At 51.9% G+C, this 17,509-nt stretch carries 13 protein-coding genes; 3 read left to right on the top strand and 10 right to left on the bottom strand.

Translation table 11 applies throughout. The features are described from left to right. Window positions 1-50: 50 nt before the first annotated feature. The 8 genes from AC4IE8_RS16135 to ygfZ all read right to left on the bottom strand — a co-directional run bounded on the left by AC4IE8_RS16135 (window position 51) and on the right by ygfZ (window position 8,923). Complete coding sequence (locus tag AC4IE8_RS16135) at window positions 51-1,592, bottom strand: class I adenylate-forming enzyme family protein (protein WP_490791466.1); 1,542 nt, start codon at window positions 1,590-1,592, stop codon at window positions 51-53. Window position 1,593: 1 nt separating this feature from the next. Next, window positions 1,594-1,839, bottom strand: a complete 246-nt coding sequence (locus AC4IE8_RS16130) for an acyl carrier protein (protein WP_068995575.1) — start codon at window positions 1,837-1,839, stop codon at window positions 1,594-1,596. 483 nt (window positions 1,840-2,322) lie between these two features. After that, entirely contained in the window at window positions 2,323-4,251 is a 1,929-nt protein-coding gene (asnB, locus tag AC4IE8_RS16125; RefSeq protein ID WP_068995576.1) for an asparagine synthase (glutamine-hydrolyzing), read from the bottom strand. A 147-nt stretch (window positions 4,252-4,398) separates the two neighbouring features. Continuing rightward, window positions 4,399-4,872: a nucleoside deaminase gene (locus AC4IE8_RS16120; RefSeq protein WP_490791465.1), complete on the bottom strand. Its 474-nt coding sequence runs from the start codon at window positions 4,870-4,872 to the stop codon at window positions 4,399-4,401. A gap of 7 nt (window positions 4,873-4,879) precedes the next feature. Then, window positions 4,880-5,968, bottom strand: a complete 1,089-nt coding sequence (locus AC4IE8_RS16115) for an ABC transporter permease (RefSeq protein WP_490791464.1) — start codon at window positions 5,966-5,968, stop codon at window positions 4,880-4,882. A gap of 134 nt (window positions 5,969-6,102) precedes the next feature. Then, window positions 6,103-6,981, bottom strand: coding sequence for an ABC transporter ATP-binding protein (locus AC4IE8_RS16110; RefSeq protein WP_068995578.1), 879 nt, complete (start codon window positions 6,979-6,981; stop codon window positions 6,103-6,105). A 24-nt stretch (window positions 6,982-7,005) separates the two neighbouring features. Continuing rightward, entirely contained in the window at window positions 7,006-7,836 is an 831-nt protein-coding gene (locus tag AC4IE8_RS16105; protein WP_068995579.1) for an HDOD domain-containing protein, read from the bottom strand. An 88-nt stretch (window positions 7,837-7,924) separates the two neighbouring features. Beyond that, the gene (ygfZ, locus tag AC4IE8_RS16100) at window positions 7,925-8,923 is read right to left on the bottom strand and encodes a CAF17-like 4Fe-4S cluster assembly/insertion protein YgfZ (protein ID WP_068995580.1); all 999 of its coding nucleotides are present in this window, start codon (window positions 8,921-8,923) and stop codon (window positions 7,925-7,927) included. Between the two features lie 196 nt (window positions 8,924-9,119). Between ygfZ and AC4IE8_RS16095 the strand changes: the two genes are divergently transcribed. From AC4IE8_RS16095 to AC4IE8_RS16085, 3 genes are all read left to right on the top strand, one after another. Further along, on the top strand, window positions 9,120-10,931 hold the full coding sequence (locus tag AC4IE8_RS16095; RefSeq protein WP_068995581.1) for a ribonuclease catalytic domain-containing protein: 1,812 nt from the start codon (window positions 9,120-9,122) through the stop codon (window positions 10,929-10,931). An 83-nt stretch (window positions 10,932-11,014) separates the two neighbouring features. Beyond that, window positions 11,015-11,548 carry a hypothetical protein gene (locus AC4IE8_RS16090; RefSeq protein WP_490791463.1) on the top strand — a complete coding sequence of 178 codons (534 nt, stop codon included), beginning with the start codon at window positions 11,015-11,017 and terminating at the stop codon, window positions 11,546-11,548. A 467-nt stretch (window positions 11,549-12,015) separates the two neighbouring features. Continuing rightward, a complete protein-coding gene (locus tag AC4IE8_RS16085; RefSeq protein WP_490791462.1) occupies window positions 12,016-14,451 on the top strand; it encodes a putative bifunctional diguanylate cyclase/phosphodiesterase in 2,436 nt (811 codons plus the stop codon). Window positions 14,452-14,524: 73 nt separating this feature from the next. On the opposite strand, the gene AC4IE8_RS16080 is transcribed toward AC4IE8_RS16085, so the two are convergent. Both AC4IE8_RS16080 and AC4IE8_RS16075 read right to left on the bottom strand, forming a co-directional pair. Beyond that, complete coding sequence (locus tag AC4IE8_RS16080; RefSeq protein WP_068995584.1) at window positions 14,525-15,682, bottom strand: DUF1501 domain-containing protein; 1,158 nt, start codon at window positions 15,680-15,682, stop codon at window positions 14,525-14,527. An 11-nt stretch (window positions 15,683-15,693) separates the two neighbouring features. Next, window positions 15,694-17,331, bottom strand: coding sequence for a DUF1800 domain-containing protein (locus AC4IE8_RS16075; protein ID WP_068995585.1), 1,638 nt, complete (start codon window positions 17,329-17,331; stop codon window positions 15,694-15,696). Window positions 17,332-17,509 lie beyond the last annotated feature (178 nt).

The following is a 17,509-nucleotide window of genomic DNA, read 5'->3' as shown; positions in this document are numbered from 1 at the left end:
TGTCGGTCTCTATGACCGGTTGCCCAAACTCCAGGATGTCTGCAACCTGTTTACGATTTCTCTTTAGATTGCAGTTGAAACTTCTGGATCTTTCCCGAGGCTGTTTTCGGGAGTTCTGAGATGAATTCAATACTCTTTGGGATCTTATAGATAGCCAAATTCTGCTTGCAGTGTCTCTGAATCACTTTTTTATCTGTCTGCTGGTCACTCTTGGGAACGATGAATGCCTTGATGATCTCACCCAGCATCTCATCCGGTATCCCAACTACGGCGACTTCCATGACACAGTCGAGCTCCTGAATCACCTCTTCAATCTCTTTTGGGCTAATGCGGTTGGCGCCACTTTTGATCATGTCGGATGATCGGCCGTCGATGTAGAGATAGCCATCCTCATCGGTATGCGCCAGATCGCCGGTATAGAGCCAGCCATCTTTTAAAACCTGAGCGCTCTTTTCCGTATCGCGCCAATAGCCCTGCATGATGTTTTCACCGTAGGCACAAATCTCGCCGGTCGCTCCTGGAGGGGTTACCTTACCCTGTTTGTCGCGCACCTCGATCTTGGTATCGGGTATGGCTATGCCGATAGACCCCCGTTTTTCACAGATCTGTGCAGGCGGCAGGTAAGTAAGGCGTGCACTCGCCTCGGTCTGACCATACATGATGAAGATTTCGGTTTTGGGCAGCGCCGCCAGTAGTTTATCGGTGAGTGCCGGGGCCATGGCTCCTCCGGCCTGGGTCAGGTATCTCAGTTTACTCAGATCATAGTCACTCAGATTGACCCGACCCAGCAGTAGGGCAAAGGTGGACGGTACTCCGGAAAAGCCGCTTACCGCTTCATTTGCAATGCGCTCCACGACCCGGTGCGGGTAGACCAGGTTATTCTCCAGAACCAGCGAACCACCCACAGCAAGATGGGTATGCAGCACTGAGTTGCCGTAGGAGTAGTAGAAGGGCAATACATTTAGAATACTGTCCTCGCTGCTCAACTGCAGGTATTTCTGAATGGAATCGATATTGGCGCTGAGATTGGCGTGACTGAGCGTCACCCCTTTGGGACTGCCGGTGGTTCCGGAGGTGTAGATGATTGAGGCCAGATCAGTCGGTGAGAGTGCCATCTTTGGCATGGTGCTGCGGGCTTGTGTAATTGTCGTCCAGAGCGTATGGCCTTCTGTCGATTGATCCGGTTTCGGCTCTCCAACGCTGACAAGTTCAACACTCTGATCGAGTCTGCGGAGGATCTCGCTTAATTCACCATGCCCTTGATCGATAAACAGCCATTTGGCATTGGAGTGATCTGTCCAATTGAGGATATCCCGGGCTTTGGCCTGGGTATTGAGCGCCACTGTGACGCCGCCAGCCGCCCAGATACCGTAGAATACGGCTGCATAATTTGCCGAATTGGTGACCACCATGGCCACCCGGTCACCCTTGTTTAAGCCGGAATCAGTCAGATAACCGGCAACCTGAGCAATACTCTCCTGAAGCTGACGGTAGCTGTATTGCCCAGATGCATCCGCAATCGCGAGCTTGTCCGGGTAGCTTTCCGCGATCGTTGTGAAACGATCGATCAATGGCAACGCCGCAGCTGTCACTCTATTGGCTCTTGCGTCCGATGAAAGCGACGATGTTGTTTACGGAATCAAGGTTTTCCGGGACCATCTCGGTATCCTCGACCTTGATGCTGAATTCATCTTCCAGAAAATAGATCACTTCCAGAATACCGGTCGAGTCGAGGATGCCCTTATCCAGGAAGGAATCCCCACTATCCAGGGCTGATTGGTCGTCGGTGAACAAATAGTTTTCCAGGATGTAGTTTCTGATCTGCGCTTCTGCTGACATGGGTATTCCTAAAGGTCTGATAATAGTTTGATGTCGGAATGATACTTTATTAAAAAGCTCAAAAAAACGTTAAATAATCACTCGTGCACTGTCCTAATACGGGTATGCCGGTTACCTAGGGCCAGTTAACACGATTCCAATACGCTCTGTTGTGCCTGAAAAAGTGACAATCAGGGCACGAGGAGCCTAGTTTGGTTGTTCCAAATGAGTGACAAGCAACACCGAGCGGCGCTTTTTCAGGCGCAACCCCCCATATCGATATGAAAAGAGGGGCTGGGGCTGTTTTTGCGCCCTGCGGCGTTATCATTTGCTCATGTAGAATACCTACAGCACGCTTTTACTGCCTTGCTGGGCACAAAAACAGCCCTTGCAGGGCGTATTGGAATCGTGATTACAAGCCCTAGTGTGGTGTCTGATCTTGTTTGACGATTATAGAAGCCCTTATCGGACAGTCTCGCGCTAACTGAAGTCTCCCCGGTAGCTCTACTCCGCATTGCCCCGAATAAACTGGTCATCGACCAGCATGGTTGAGAGGATGCCAACGAACGCCATGTTGTCACCGAATCCCAATGCCTTGCCCCTGGCGCACTTTTTCAGCAGCATATTGGTCGCTTTGGGATTGAAATAGCCCGCCTGTTTGATGCGCGACTCACTGAATAGCTCTTCCACATAGTCCAGAGGTCTGCCATCTTTGAAAAATGATTGGCTGTCTGGCGCCCGATAGGGTTGCTTGCTGCGGCTCCTGATGCTCTCCGGTATCAGGCCTTTCATGGTCTTTTTCAGCATGTATTTTTCGTTCAATCCCATGATTTTGTAGCGGCTGGGCAGTTTCGCGGCAAACTCAATCACCCGGTGATCGAGAAACGGGAAACGGCCTTCGATGGAGTTGGCCATCGCGACCCGGTCACCCTGGGAGCAGAGCAGGTAGCCTGCCAGTAGGGTGTGGGCTTCAATATACTGATCCTGGTTAAGCGGTTTCCACTGTTCAATGCCTTCCGGCAGAATCCTTTCGATGTTGGAATAATCCACGGCAGGTACGCCTGCCCGGGCTTCATCGGAGAAGAACTGCATGATGCGCTGGGTCGTCGCCCAACGAGGAATATGGGCAAAGAAAGGTTTTTTCAGGTGTTCCAGGCCCTGCTGAAAAAAACGCTGGGTAAACGCCCCGCTGGCAGTCGGTGAGTGCTTGAGATAGGGGTAGAGACGCTGCAGGATGAGCGGCCGCCACTCGGATTCTGGGGCGTGGCTCCAGAAGCGCCTGACTTTAGCCTCCTTGAATATATCGTAGCCGCCGAATACCTCATCGGCTCCTTCACCGGTCAAAACCACCTTATAGTCTGCTTCACGCACAGCACCCGAGAGCAACATCAGTGGCGTGGGCGCAGTGCGTACAATCGCTGTTTCAGCGTGTTGTATGACTCGGGGAAAAGCCTCACCGATATCGGAGCGTTTGCACAACACATGGGTGTGGTGTGTACCCAGGTAATTCACCAGATCCTGTTGGAAACCACTCTCATCGAACTCCTCATCCTCAAAGCCGATGGAGAAGGTTCTAAGTGGTGTGTCGGTGTAGTTTTTGATCAGTGACGTCAGAACGGAAGAGTCGAGTCCGCCACTCAGATAGGCGCCGACCGGGACATCGGAGCGCAGTTGCAGCCTCACCGAGTCGATCATAAGTGAGCGCAGCTCTTCAGCCCATTCATCGGCTGATTTGTCGTGATCAATCTGATCGTTGGGGAAGTCCCAGTCCCAATAGCGATGGATGTGGATCTCACCCTGATCGATGACCATCATGCAGCCGGGTGGCAACACCTGTATGTTGTCGAACAGGGAGTTTGGCGGCAGGGCGCTCCAGAATGTGAAAACCTCCTGCAGTGCGGTGAGATTGATCCTTTTACTGATCGCAGGATGTGCGAAAAGGGATTTTACCTCTGAGGCAAAATAGAGCCTGCCAGCAATTTCTGTGTAGAACAGAGGTCTGATGCCGGCCCGGTCCCGGGCAATCACCAATCGTTGTTTGTTGTTGTCCCAAAGTGCGATGGCGAACTGTCCATTGAGAGAGTCGACGAATTTGTCGCCATACTGCTCATAGAGGTGGACGATAACCTCGGTATCCGAATGGGTATAGAACTGGTGACCCAGCTTCTCCAGCTCCTCACGTAATTCCAGGTAGTTAAAGATTTCACCGTTGAATACAACCTGGATGGTCTGATCCTCATTGTGGATCGGTTGATCACCCCCGGCCAGGTCGATGATGCTGAGTCGCGCATGGGCCAAACCAACCCGGTTATGGCAAAAGAAGCCATATCCGTCAGGCCCGCGATGATGGACTGCATGGATCATACGTTCCAATTCATCTCTGGAGGGGGATGCGCCGTCAGTAAGATTCAAAATACCTGCTATACCGCACATGTTTTCTTTTTCGGTCCTTTATCAATCGGGTGTTACAGGCCAATAGTTTGAGGATTCCCTACAGCCCTGCGTCATGGACTTTAACATGCTCCTAGGGGTGTTGCCGATAGGGTGTCATGATAAATCCAGTATCTGATTGTTGTTGAATCAGTAATCGGTGCGTTGATCGCTGGATTTCCAGGCTTTGAACAGTAGCAGGCTTGCATCACGCATGATCTGTCGGCTGGGCATCAGACGTTTTTCTGGTGGTTTGCACATTTCCGTTGCGATTAGATTGTCGTCGAAGCCGTTGGCTGCGGCATCTTCGGCATTGGCGGCATACACAAGTCGTTCTATTCTAGCCCAGTAGGTGGCACTGAGACACATCGGGCAGGGTTCACAGGTTGTGTAGAGTACCGCACCGGCCAGATTGAAATTTTGCTGATGCTGGCAGGCCTTTCGGATTGCCTGCATCTCAGCATGGGCGGTGGGATCATTGAGATGTACAACCTGATTCCAGCCAGCTCCAATGATCCGATTCTCTACCACAATCACAGCACCAAATGGACCACCATGTCCCAGCGCCAGGCCTTGCTGTGCCTGTTTAAGCGCCTGTTCCATGAATCGTTGATCCTGATCCACTGCCTGCCTACTCCCAGCGAAAGCTTTTAGAACCTATTGTGACAAAGCATAGGGTAAAAAGGCAGAGGGACAACAGGGGAGCGGCAACCTCTTTGATGCCGGCACCCTCAATCATCACCGCCCGGGCGGCATCCACCATATGAGTCAAAGGCAGTGCCAGTGCCAGATTTTGTACCAATGGATGGGAGCCTTCCAGTGAGAACCAAACGCCGGATAGCAGCATCATCGGCCAGCTGATCAGATTCAATAAGCCATTCGCAGCCTCTTCGCTGGTTATTCTGGCTGCCACCAGCAAGCCAACACTGATCATGCTCAGGGCGCCGACAATCAAGATCAGTAACAGCAGCCAGTAGGAACCGGTCATGCGGAAATCCACCAGCAGATCCGTGCCCAGATAGACCAGGGTGGTGACCGTGACAATCATCAGCAGGCGGGAGGCGATTTGCGCGGAGATAAACTCAAATGCGCTCAATGGGGTCGCTCTGAGCCGTTTGAGTACCCCATTCTTACGGTATCGGACGATCACATAGCCAACACCGAAGAGGGCACTGAACATAATGTTCATGCCGAGTACGCCGGGTACCACCCAATCCACATAGCGAATCTCCGAACCGGACAGGGCAACCCGTTCAAACTGGTAGGGGGCAACGACTTTTTCCAGCAGATAACCCTTTGGTGAGGTGCTGTTCACCCAATAGCGCTGGTTATTCAGATCGAGCAGTAGGTCGATCTGATGCCGATCCACCTTTTCGATGGTTTTGTCCAGTTCCTCGATCTCAATGAACTCCACATAGCGGGTTTGCAGAAAGGCCTGGATCGGCTGCTCCGTGTCGGTTTCTCCAAACAGTCCCACCTTGTAGAGCTCCTCCTGGCCGGTAGTGAAGGCAAAGGCGAATCCCATCACGATCAGCACCGGCATGATCAGATTCCAGCCCAGGGCGGTGCGATCTCGCAGGAACTCCAGATTGCGTGCTTGCAGGGCGGCGAGGAAACGGCGTATTGACATAATATTCTGGGTAAGATCCCAAACTGAATGATGGCTTGAATAGGCCAGGCAGGATCGATTGGCTTTGGCTTCCCGCATTCTCTGGCCCACGACACAGCGCCACTATACCCTCAAGTGACGGCTTACGCTTACACTCCTTTGTCGACAAATCGAAAAACTATGAGTTCACCTCTGCCTTGAAACTTTGAACACGACATGCTGTGTTGCTGGATTCATTACAGGTCTTAACTGCGCAGGTGATGTCCGGTTAACTCCAAAAACAGGTCTTCCAGGGTAGGGGTACGCACTTGTAGCTGTCGCAGCGGAATCTGATTAGCGGTCAGCAGGCGGATTGTGCTATCGACATCTTTCGACAGGATCTCCACGATATCTCCCTGTGGATGTATTGAAGCCCCGTCATTCAGGGTCAACTGATCTGGCAATGCGTCACGCGGAAGGGTGATGACAGAGTTATCGAAGTGGTCCGCCAGTAGGGCTTTGGGATTACCCTGAGCGATAATCACTCCATGGTCCATGATGATGATCTCATCGCACAGCTCGAAGGCCTCTTCCATGTAGTGTGTGGTCAGTACCAGCGTCTTGTTTTCAGCCTTGATACGACGTACCTGGCTCCACAGATTGCGTCGGGATTGGGGGTCGAGTCCGGTTGTCGGCTCATCCAGAAACACCACCTCAGGATTGTTGATCAGCGCGATCGCCAGCAGCAATCGCTGCTTCTGGCCACCGGAAAGTTTGCGTGTATCCCGGGTTAGAAATTCCTCCAGGGCGCAGGCTTCAACCAGATCATCCAGCGGCCGGGGATTTGGGTAGAAGTTCTGAAACATCCGCAGGGCTTCATCCACCTGAATAAACTCTTGCAGAGCGGTGTGCTGAAACATGATCCCCGCCTCATTGCGGAATCTCTGCCCCAGGGGTTCGCCTTTGTAGAGGATGTTTCCGGATGAGGGGGTGATGATACCTTCAAGCATCTCCACCGTCGTGGTTTTACCCGCCCCGTTGGGGCCAAGCAGGCCGAAACAGACTCCCCGGGGTATATGAAAACTCACCCCGTTGACCGCTTTCACGCCTGGATAGTGTTTACAGAGGTTTTGTGCCTCAATCATCTCGATTCAGCCGCTCGCCACGGATCAGTTGTGGAACATGACTTCAATATTCTGAATATCTTCGGCAACACCTTCGATTTCGATGATATTGACTTCAGGTTCCATCCCCAGTTTCTTCATGGCGGGCACATCTGGCATCTCGAAATCCGCAGCACTGTTCAGGTTGGCCTGCAGACGGGCGACCAGCACGATATCCGAGTAATCCCCATCCCCTTCGCTCTCGTACTCAAGGTTTAGAAAATTAGCCGGCACCGTGATCAGGCTTTCAGGAAAATCCCACATTTCAAGAATCCGTTGTCCGATCTGGGGGCTCAGTATATCGATCACCCGATCGAGTTCTGACGCGTCCTGAACCAGTTCGTCCCGTGTCTCTGCCATCGCCAGCACAGGCAAGGCTCCAATGTTATGGATCAGACCGGCCAGCATCGCCTGCTCCTTATCCAGATGATCCAGATTGTAGGAGAGTACCCGGCTGATGGCGGCGATCTGCACACTCTCTTCCCAGATCTGGTGGAATTTTGCATCCAGCAGGTCGTTGGTAGCCTGAAAGATCTGTTGCATGATCAGACTGATCACCAGGCTGCGTACCAGGCGAACACCCAGACGGGCAACCGCCATCTGCAGGTTATCGATCGGTACTCTTCCCCGGTAGAGCGGGCTGTTGGCCACTTGCAATAGACGGGCTGAGAGAGCGGCATCCGACGCGATGATTTCCGCAATTTCGTTGGCGCTGCTCATCTCTTGTTCCACCGCATCACGCACTTTCAGCGCCACTTCAGGGAGTGTTGGCAGAGTGAGTTTGTTCCTGTCGATAGCGTCGTTGAGGTCGTTTAAAAATTGTTTTTCGTCGATCATATTGCTGTCTTGTCCTGGACTGCAGAGGCTTTCACCGTTAGCGGTAGAATCCGCAATAACTTAATGCAGATGGGGCGTGCTCCCCAGATCACGATTCAGCAAAAGGGTAGGGCAGATTGACGATGTTCAGGGGTGACCCCTGCTCTCCGAGCAGTACCTGATCCTCTTCAGCACTGGCGATTTCGATCACGGCCAGGAGGTCGTAACCATCACCATTAGCCTGTGCTTCGACGACCTTACCCGTACCCTGTCCTGAGGTACTGAGACTGGCAAACAGCTCATCGCCAGGCTGGGGTGTGGTATTGGTCTCCACATGGGCCAGATACATCCTGCGTTTCAGTTTGCCCAGGTATTGCATGCGGGCGACAACCTCCTGACCGGTGTAGCAGCCCTTGGTGAAGCTGACTCCGTCGATCAACTGCATGTTGGTCATTTGTGGGACAAAGGCCTCTTTGGTTGCCTGGTAGATCGTGGGAATACCTGCCTGGATCTCCTGCAGCGCCCAGAAATCAGCGCTGGCGGACTGGGCCTGCCCTTCAGCCGTCTGCCAGATCTCCTGCAGCTGTTGGATCGGTCCAACAATCTCATATCTGGGCTTCTTGCCTGGAAGCCGGATCAGAGTCAATTGATCCTGCTGCTGTATATCATTGGGCTGTTCAGGTATTTCATCGAAAAAGGGTTCTAACAGGGCCTCTGAGCAGTTTCCTGTCAAGCCGACCCTGATCAGTTCGTCACTCACATCGCTCAGTGTTACTTTGGATCGCAGGATGTACATCCCCAACCGCTGCACCACACTGGGAATGTTCTCCGTCGGGGTCTGCAGGTAGTAGTCGTCTTCACGGCGAAAACAGCGAAAGTTGGCCAGCATGCGTCCTTTGGCATTGCACCAGCCCGCCAGGTTGCTGTGAGACCTGGTAACTTCACGAATATCGTTGGTCAGCTGGCCCTGCAGGTAGGCCTCCGCATCCTCGCCGGAAACCCGGATCAGACCGAGATGGGAGAGGTCGTTTAGAGCGCAGTTCAAATCTGCACCCTGCTGGTCATTTTCAGTTCTTGATGCCAGAAATTTGGCCCATTCTTCGTTCATATCAGGAACAGCTCCTGGGTTTGAGGATCAACTCTGCGTATCATACCCGATCCCACGGGGTACGAAATCCCCCTGGTGATGTGTTTTTTAGGTTTGTTATGAGAACCCATTGGAATGCAGACAGGTCTGCACAATACAATGGCTTTATTAAACACTTGGCATGTCAATCAGCGAGTTGAACGATTCGGAAATAGTGATGAGTAATTTGAAGGCAGGGGCTCTGGTGCTCTATAAGGTCCGTCCGGCCAAGGTGATGGAAGTGGCGGATAAGATCACCATTGAGCTGGAAGGGAGTAAAAGCAAACGGGTTCGGGACAAGGATGTGGTTCTGCTGCATCCAGGCCCCCTCGACGATCTGAAAAGCCTACAGCCCATGTCAGGAGAGGTTGAGGAGAACTGGGAACTGCTGGAGGGGGCTGAAACGGACATCAAAGAGCTCAGTGACCTGGTCTTCGGGGACTATACCCCGGCCATGGCCTGGGCAACCTGGATGCTGGTGTCGGATGGGATCTACTTTGAAGGTGAGCCGGAGGCAATCCGCCCCAGATCCGCCGAAGCGGTCGCAAGCGAAATCGAATCGCGTAATAAAAAGGCGGCTGAAGAGGCGGCCTGGAACAGTTTCATGGCCCGTGTCCGACAGGGTGAGATCATAGAAGAAGATCGAAAAACCCTCGGCGAGGTGGAAGCGCTGGCACTGCAGAAAAGGGACAATAGCCGAATACTGCAGGCATTGAAGCTACAGGAAAACCCAGTCAGTGCCCATCGGTTACTGGTGAAAACAGGCTATTGGACGCTGAACGAAAACCCCTATCCCCGGCGAATGGGGATTGACGAATCCATTCCCGACTACCCGGTTGCGGATTTGATCGAAGAGGAGCGCCTGGATCTGACCCATCTGCAAGCCTTTGCGATCGACGACGAGGATAATCAGGACCCGGACGATGCGATCAGTATCGATGGGGATCGACTCTGGGTGCATGTGGCCGATGTGGCGGCGTTGGTGAAACCGGATAGCGAGATGGACCTCGATGCCAGAAGCCGGGGCGCCAATCTCTATCTGCCCGATCGGATCGTTCCCATGCTGCCACCCAGAGTAACCGATCTGTTGGGTTTGGGCCTACAGCAGCGCTCCCCCTCACTCTCAATCGCCTTTCAGCTATCGGAGCAGGGGGAAGTCAGTGAGGTAGAGATCCACCCCAGTTGGCTGAAGGTGGAACGAATCAGCTATGGCGAGGCGGAACGTCGCCTGGACCAGGCGCCTTTCAACACGCTGCTGGAAAAGTGCCAACGCTACAGAAACCGACGCAAGGCAGCAGGCTCAGCCTCCATTCAACTGCCTGAAGTGAAAATCAAAGCGCAGAATGATCAGGTAGAGATCATTCCGCTTGAGAAGCTTAAGAGCCGGGAAATGGTGACCGATTTGATGCTGATGGCCGGGGAGGGTATCGCAAACTACTGTTTGCAACGTGATATCCCGATACCTTTTGCCACCCAGGCGCCACCGGATGATGCACAGCAGCCAGAGGATCTTGCCGCTATGTATGCGTACCGACGTCAGTTCAAACCGACTCAGGTCAAAACCGAAGCTGAACCCCATTCAGGATTGGGGCTGCCGGCCTACAGCCGGGTAACCAGTCCGTTGCGCCGCTACTCAGACCTGCTGACCCATCAGCAGCTGAGAGCCCATTTGAAAGGTGAGGATTTACTCGATCTGGCGGCGATTTCCCAGCGCATCGCAGAGTCCGAAATGGGTGGTATGGCGAACAGAAAGACCGAACGGGTGTCGAATAACCACTGGCGGCTGATCTTTTTGAGAGACCGTCCGGAGTGGCAGGGTGAGGGCGTCATTGTTGCACAGGAGGGGGAACGGGCAACCGTGTTGATCCCATCCATCGCCTATGAAGCCAAGCTGCGGATCCGAGGTGAATTCTCACTGAATGACAGTGTGAAACTGAAACCGAGGGAGATCGATATTCCGGATCTCAGCTGCTATTTCAGACTTGTCTGAAAACAGACGGGGATCTGTTCGTGGCTGGTTGCCGCTGTCAGGTTCTGAGTTGTTTCGATTCAATAACTTGAGGTGTTTTAACTATGAGATGGATCGTGATCGCACTTTGCCTCTCTGGCTGTGGCGCCAACTTTCAAACCAGTTTCAATCCTGCAAGCCCCTACCAACAGATACCGGTCGGTTCCAAGGTCGTTCTGAAGCAGGCACTGGAGGTCTCTGCGCATCGTACCCGTTTGTTTTTACAGCTGGGTGAGACAATGCAGCTCGAAGATTTCGATCGATACAAGGCGAATTGCAACTTCGAGCTCAATTCGCTGGCGGATGGAGTACAGACCATACAACCTCAAACATTCACCATCAAACGGGTGGAGGGCTTGATGGTGGAAGTGGTCGATAGATTACCGCAATACAGGTTTGTTTCGGTTGGCCTGGATGATCAGGGTACACCGATGGTTACTCAGGGTTACCATTTTTGGCTCGATTCCACCCAGCAGCCGGAAGTTCTTCGTCTCTCCTGCCGGGGAGCGTTTGACGATATGTGGGCGAGTCAACCACCCTCAATAGACGAGATTCAACAGACCATGGGTGATTTGGCAGAGATACAATTGGTGCTCTAGCCTCTACTGACCATGGTTCGGTATAGCAAACAAGCTGAGACAACTGCAAAACACCATTTTATTTGTAGTTTCATTGGAGGCTTTTAATTCCCATTCATTACCCTGCTGAAATTGTGGTTGAGCTCAATCGACAGTCTGATAGCTTATCCTGCAGAAACTGCCATAAATCATTGGTTTTTTATTTATACAATGACTTTTCCAGGATCATAGGGAATTTACACAAAGCACCCTGTTAGAGTGTGCTATAAGAACTAGATAACAGGTAAGCGATTACCACGGCTTGAGAAAATCATATTGAGCCATGGGGTTTTGATACTGGGGTTTGAACACGGCTTTTCCCGCTCGTGCTTTAGGTTTTGTTCGAACAACAAGAGATTGTTCCTGAAAGTTATATATCGATAAATTTCTCAGTGCTCCAAGGCGGCATAACAGCTGTTGCATAAATGAGCGTCATGACCAGATGGACCATGTCAAAAACTAAAAAAAGCGAACAATCAGAGCGTATCAAAACACTCATTGCAGAAGAGCAGACCAGGATTCTGTTTCAGCAGGCGCCGATCTCAAATGCAACGGTCTATGCGGTTGCCACACTTTTTTACTTCATATTGATTCCTCATATCGATTCGGGGATTGTGGAGATCTGGGTGATCTCCCTGTTTGCAACAGCGACTTTTCGGCTGGTTCTCTGGGCGTTGAGAAGACGCGATCCCCGGAAAATGACTACAAAGCAGTGGCAACGAGCCTATCTGTTTGGATGTCTCATGGTCGGGGTGGCATGGAGTTTGATTGTACCTCATATCTATTTGACAGATAATCTCACCGTCGCAATCGGCTTGTGCATGCTGTTGTTTGGTATCGTCGCATCCGCGGTTGTTGTTCTGTCAGTCTATCTGCCGGCATTCGTGGCCTATGTCTATCCCCAGCTGCTCACCCTGATCGGCACTTTACTGTTTTATGGCGATTTCACTCACAACACCCTGGCCATCGCTACCTTTGCATACTTGGTAATGACCACCTTGTTTACCCGCAATGTGCATCGCAATTTAGTCGAAAATATCGGCCTTGAGGTGCAGAACAGACGACTCATTGATGAACTGAGTGAAGAGGTGAGAAGCCGTGAAACAACCATTAGTTTACGCACTTCCGAACTGCAGGATAAAAACAGTGCATTGAGCAATGAGATCAATGAGCGGGAACAGGCAGAATCGGCACTGCGCAAAAGTGAGGAAAGATTTGAACTGGCCATGCGCGGCGCCAATGATGGGGTTTACGATTGGAATCTGAAGACCAACGAGATCTACTACTCACCCCGCTGGAAAAAAATGCTCGGTTATGAAAACGACGAGTTGCCGAACGATTTTTCAACCTGGGAGAATCTGGTTGAAGAGAAGGATCGGGAGCGATCCTGGGTCATGCTTTCTGACTATATTGAGGGAAAAAGGGATAATTTCCATATCGAATTTAAGATGCGGCACAAGGATGGTCATTGGGTGGATATTCTCTCCCGGGCCTTTTTGGTGCGTGATGCCGAGGGTAACGCCATTCGCACCGTCGGAACCCATGTGGATATCTCAGAAAAGAAAAGGCAGGAAGCACATATTCTCAAACAGGCCCATTACGATGGGCTGACCGGTCTGCCCAACCGGTTTCTGGCGATGGATCGATTGACCCAGCTGCTAAAGGAGACAGATCGGGATCATCAGATGATCGCCGTGCTGTTTCTCGACCTTGATGGGTTCAAACGGGTTAACGATACCCTGGGACACGAAACCGGTGACCGGTTGCTTGTTCAGGCAGCGGAGCGTCTCAAATCGGCGGTCCGGGATGCGGACAGTGTGTGTCGTCTTGGCGGCGATGAATTTGTCGTCTTGCTACGCAATTTATCGGAACTGACCGATGCCAAAGCTGTGGCAGGCAACCTGATTGCGCAGTTTCGCGATCCATTCACCCTGGATGATCGGGAGCTGGTGGTAACCACCAGTATCGGCATTTCCATCTACCCCAGTGACGGTGTTACCCCTACAGAACTGTTACGTAACGCAGACACAGCCATGTATCACTCCAAGGAACAGGGGCGAAACACTTTCAATTTTTTCACCAGCGAGATGAATTTGAACATCTCCCGAAGTCTGGAAGTCGAAGAGCAGCTCCAGGGCGCCCATAAGCGGCAGGAGTTCTCGGTGCTCTATCAGCCTGTTATCGATATGCGGAGCAATCGGGTGGTTGGCGCAGAAGCTCTGCTACGCTGGAACAATCCCGCACTTGGCATGGTTTCGCCGGACGAGTTTATTCCGATCGCTGAGCAGACCGGGGTGATACTCGAAATCGGTCGGTATGTCTTGCAGCAGGCGGTGATCAATGCACTGCAGTGGCAGGAGATGATCGATTACGAATTCAGAATATCCATCAATCTATCTCCCAGACAGTTCAGGGATGCAACGCTTGTGGAGTTTATATCGGACCTACTGCAGCACAGTGGACTTAAGGCTGAAGCACTGATTCTGGAGATTACCGAAGGTGTCCTGATTAGTGGCCAGCGTGAGATCGTTGCGGCCCTGGACCGGCTGCATAGTAAGGGTATCGGGCTGGCGATGGATGATTTTGGTACAGGCTACTCATCGTTGAGCCATTTGCGCAATTATCCTTTTGATGTGTTGAAAATTGATCGTAGCTTTATCAATGACCTGATGATCGATGCGGCCGACTGGGAGCTGGTCAATGCGTCTGTGCTGATGGCCCATGGCATGGGATTGGAGGTGGTCGCCGAAGGTGTGGAGACGGAGGATCAACTGAAACAATTGCAAAAGATGCAATGCGATCTTGCCCAGGGGTTTCTATTCAACAAACCGATTACTGCAGAGGCTTTCACAAGTATGTTGCAAGAGTCGGTCAGTGTATCCTGAAAGTACTTTTTTGGTGAGTAAAGCGGGTTGGCTGCTTGCCTATGTATTCGGACTATGGGTGCAATAAAGCGGGTCAGTCCAAAAACAGATTGGCAGTCGTCGGACCTGTAAACCCGGGAAAAACCTGCGATAGATCAGTACCACCCAGTCGTTTATTCAACAACTCTGCAAGCAGGGTGCGTAAATCGGTGGTAATTGCCAGGTCTTCACCCAGGTGAAGGTCCGCTGTAGAAAGACCGGGCCAATCGGTAATCACCTGCCCGCCGTTTACACCGCCACCCATGGCATAGGCCACTCCGCCAGTGCCATGGTCAGTTCCCACCGAGGCATTTTCCGCAACGCGTCGACCGAATTCGGTCATTACGAAGAGGCTGACTCGCTGCATTAAATCAGCCATATCCGTATGGAAAGCGCTCAATGAATCAGCCAGATCAGTGAGGGATTGCTGCAGGTTGCCGGGTAAATTCTCATGGTGATCCCAACCGCCCGCATCGATACAGATGACCTCGACGGGTAAATTCGATTTGACCAACTGAGCTGTCTGCTGCATTTTTTTACCCAGGTCGGTGTCCGGGTAGAGTGCGCCATGTTCTGGCAATATGCTCTGCAACTCAGCGGCCTGCAGTTCGGTTACAGCGGATAGTGCTGCCTGAGCCGGTGCTGCAAGGGGTATCTGATCATGAAACAGATTGCCTAAGACATCGGTATAACCCGAGTCAATAATTTCCTGGCTAAAGCCGAATTCGCTCAGGTTGCTGATCGCAAGCGGTTCATTGGCGCCGTGCAGTGAGACCGGGACATTGCCGCTAATGGATACGATACGAAACGCAGAACCGTTGTTGGTGCTATCCAGGCTGAGATGACGACCAAGCCAACCGTTGCCCGGAAGTGGCTTGGCTGACACGCCTCTCTCCACGATATCCTGGGCGACGAAGTGTGAGCGGGAATTGTGGGGAATGCCTGTGGCGTGCACGAGCGCCAATTGGCCTGAATCATAGATTGTTTTGAGTGGTGCCAGGGCTGGATGCAGTGCGAAGCGGCCATCCAGATCGATCGCGCCACCCTGTACACCCGGTTCAGCTACCGCGATGTTGGCACGTTGAGCGTAGTAATCGGGATCGGTGTAGGGGACCAGGCTGTTCAGGCCATCGGCTGCGCCTCGCTGGAACAGGCAGACCAACAGGTCTTTGTCAGTAGGGAGTCTATTGGCGTAGTCATTGTATCCGCTCATGGTGTCACCCCTTAACGAAGCTGAAAATAGACTGAACTGACCAATACAGCGGCCACCAACGGTGCAATCTGCTCAGGTATGTCATCCGGCAGATTGGCATCTTCATCATAGCGGTATTCGGTCGTCAGCCAGTCGATAATATGGCGACGATCTGCCGAGGAGATTGGTCGCATCAGGATGGCATCGGTCAAGGCGTCCGTGATCTCGGCAAGGGTCTCTGCACCATTCAGCATCGGTAGATAATCGATGCGGATGATGTCATTGGAAAGGGAGATCGGGGCAAAACTGAAAAAAGAGAGGCGCCAGCGATTCAATATCCCCCCGGTACTGGACCAGTAGGATTGAATGTCCGGATAGCCATCCGGTGTGGACCAGAAGTAGGGAAGCTGTCCAAGAATCGCTTGGGCAAAAAAGTACAACTCCCCATCGTCTGCCGGATAGCCGGTATCCGGAGCCAGTGCACGTACCAAACCGGCGAGAAACTCGCTTGGTCTGGTTAACTTTTGATCCGCATTCGCTTGTATGGCATTGCTGGCAAACAGGGCTCGAAGGGTCTGCTTGATGTCTCCTTGACTGGTGCGGAAAGCTTCCGCAACCTGGTCGATCGTCGCCTGGTCCGGATCGTCACTGACAAATCTGCGGCACAACTTGGTGGCGATGAAATCTGCAGTTGAAGGGTGTGTCGCCAGTAGATCCAGAATCTGCTCACCATCCTGCTGGCCACCACCAGCAGCAATTGTCTGATTCAATACGACTTTACTTTGCTGATCGTGAATTGCATCGTTGTATCTGAAGACGCCATACTCAGCTGTGCCGTTGTTTGGAAACTCAATTGTCCATCCGGTGAAACACCTGGCCACCTCTTTGATATCGGTTTCCGTGTAGCCGCCATCAACACCAAGGGTATGTAACTCCATCAGTTCCCGGGCATAGTTTTCATTTGGCGCACTGGCGAGGTTGTTATAGTTGTCCAGGTAGAACAGCATGGCCGGGCTTTTGGCAGAGGCATGCAACAGATCACGAAAATTACCCAAGGCATGGGTGCGTATCACCTGCAGGTCATCTGACGGTTTCAGGGTGGGCTCAAGACCATTGATCAGGTGGATATTGAAATGGTCGGTCCAGAACTCCACCATCACTTCATAGAGTTGGCGACGACTGAAAATCTGTCGATACTGGGTCGCTGCAATCATCTGCCGGACGACGGTTTCAATATTGCCTGGAAATCCGGCATAGAGTCTATCCGGTGTTTCAACTATCAGTGGAAACCGGTTTTGAATTTCACTTTCCAAACTGGCGTCGTCGATATTGAGATAGTCCAGTTGTTGCTCGAGGTATTGATCGATACCCAGATTGTTGATGCTCTCCAGTTGATCCCGATGCACACCGAAACTTGTTCGCTTCAATATGGTATAGCCTGCAGAGGCTTGCGGAATCTCTGTTTCAACTGTTACGGGATCTGTCTCACTCTGTTCGTCATCCTCCTCTTCACTGCTGCCACAACCCGGCAGGGTGATCGCCAGTGCCGAATAGCCAAGTCCATTGACCATAAGACTGAGAAAATCTCGACGGTTGTGCAGTTTTTCCAGGGGCGCAGCAGCTACCATGTTATCGAGGTTGGGATTTGATAAAGACTTTCGGCTGGACATGGGGCTATCTTTTTGCAGGTATTAACGACTGTTCTGATTCTTACAACTGTAAAAATATGGTGTTGATGATTCAATCACACTTCTTTAATGGTGAAGAATTGAAATAATCATTAGTTTCCTTAACGATAAAGCCAGTATATTGTCGTTAGTTGAACGTTTCCGTGGTTTACAGATGGAC

The sequence above is a fragment of the Candidatus Thiodiazotropha sp. AKAK2 genome (assembly GCF_058244685.1).
The sequence above is the reverse complement of the archived record's forward strand: the minus strand, read 5'-3'. Positions and strand labels throughout refer to the sequence as shown.

Excerpts from the sequence above, each read along its gene's own strand:
- AC4IE8_RS16130 (WP_068995575.1), bottom strand. The coding sequence starts at position 1,839 with ATGTCAGCAGAAGCGCAGATCAGAAACTACATCCTGGAAAACTATTTG.
- asnB (WP_068995576.1), bottom strand. The coding sequence starts at position 4,251 with ATGTGCGGTATAGCAGGTATTTTGAATCTTACTGACGGCGCATCCCCC.
- AC4IE8_RS16110 (WP_068995578.1), bottom strand. The coding sequence starts at position 6,981 with ATGATTGAGGCACAAAACCTCTGTAAACACTATCCAGGCGTGAAAGCG.
- AC4IE8_RS16105 (WP_068995579.1), bottom strand. The coding sequence starts at position 7,836 with ATGATCGACGAAAAACAATTTTTAAACGACCTCAACGACGCTATCGAC.
- ygfZ (WP_068995580.1), bottom strand. The coding sequence starts at position 8,923 with ATGAACGAAGAATGGGCCAAATTTCTGGCATCAAGAACTGAAAATGAC.
- AC4IE8_RS16095 (WP_068995581.1), top strand. The coding sequence starts at position 9,120 with ATGAGTAATTTGAAGGCAGGGGCTCTGGTGCTCTATAAGGTCCGTCCG.
- AC4IE8_RS16090 (WP_490791463.1), top strand. The coding sequence starts at position 11,015 with ATGAGATGGATCGTGATCGCACTTTGCCTCTCTGGCTGTGGCGCCAAC.
- AC4IE8_RS16085 (WP_490791462.1), top strand. The coding sequence starts at position 12,016 with ATGTCAAAAACTAAAAAAAGCGAACAATCAGAGCGTATCAAAACACTC.
- AC4IE8_RS16080 (WP_068995584.1), bottom strand. The coding sequence starts at position 15,682 with ATGAGCGGATACAATGACTACGCCAATAGACTCCCTACTGACAAAGAC.
- AC4IE8_RS16075 (WP_068995585.1), bottom strand. The coding sequence starts at position 17,331 with ATGTCCAGCCGAAAGTCTTTATCAAATCCCAACCTCGATAACATGGTA.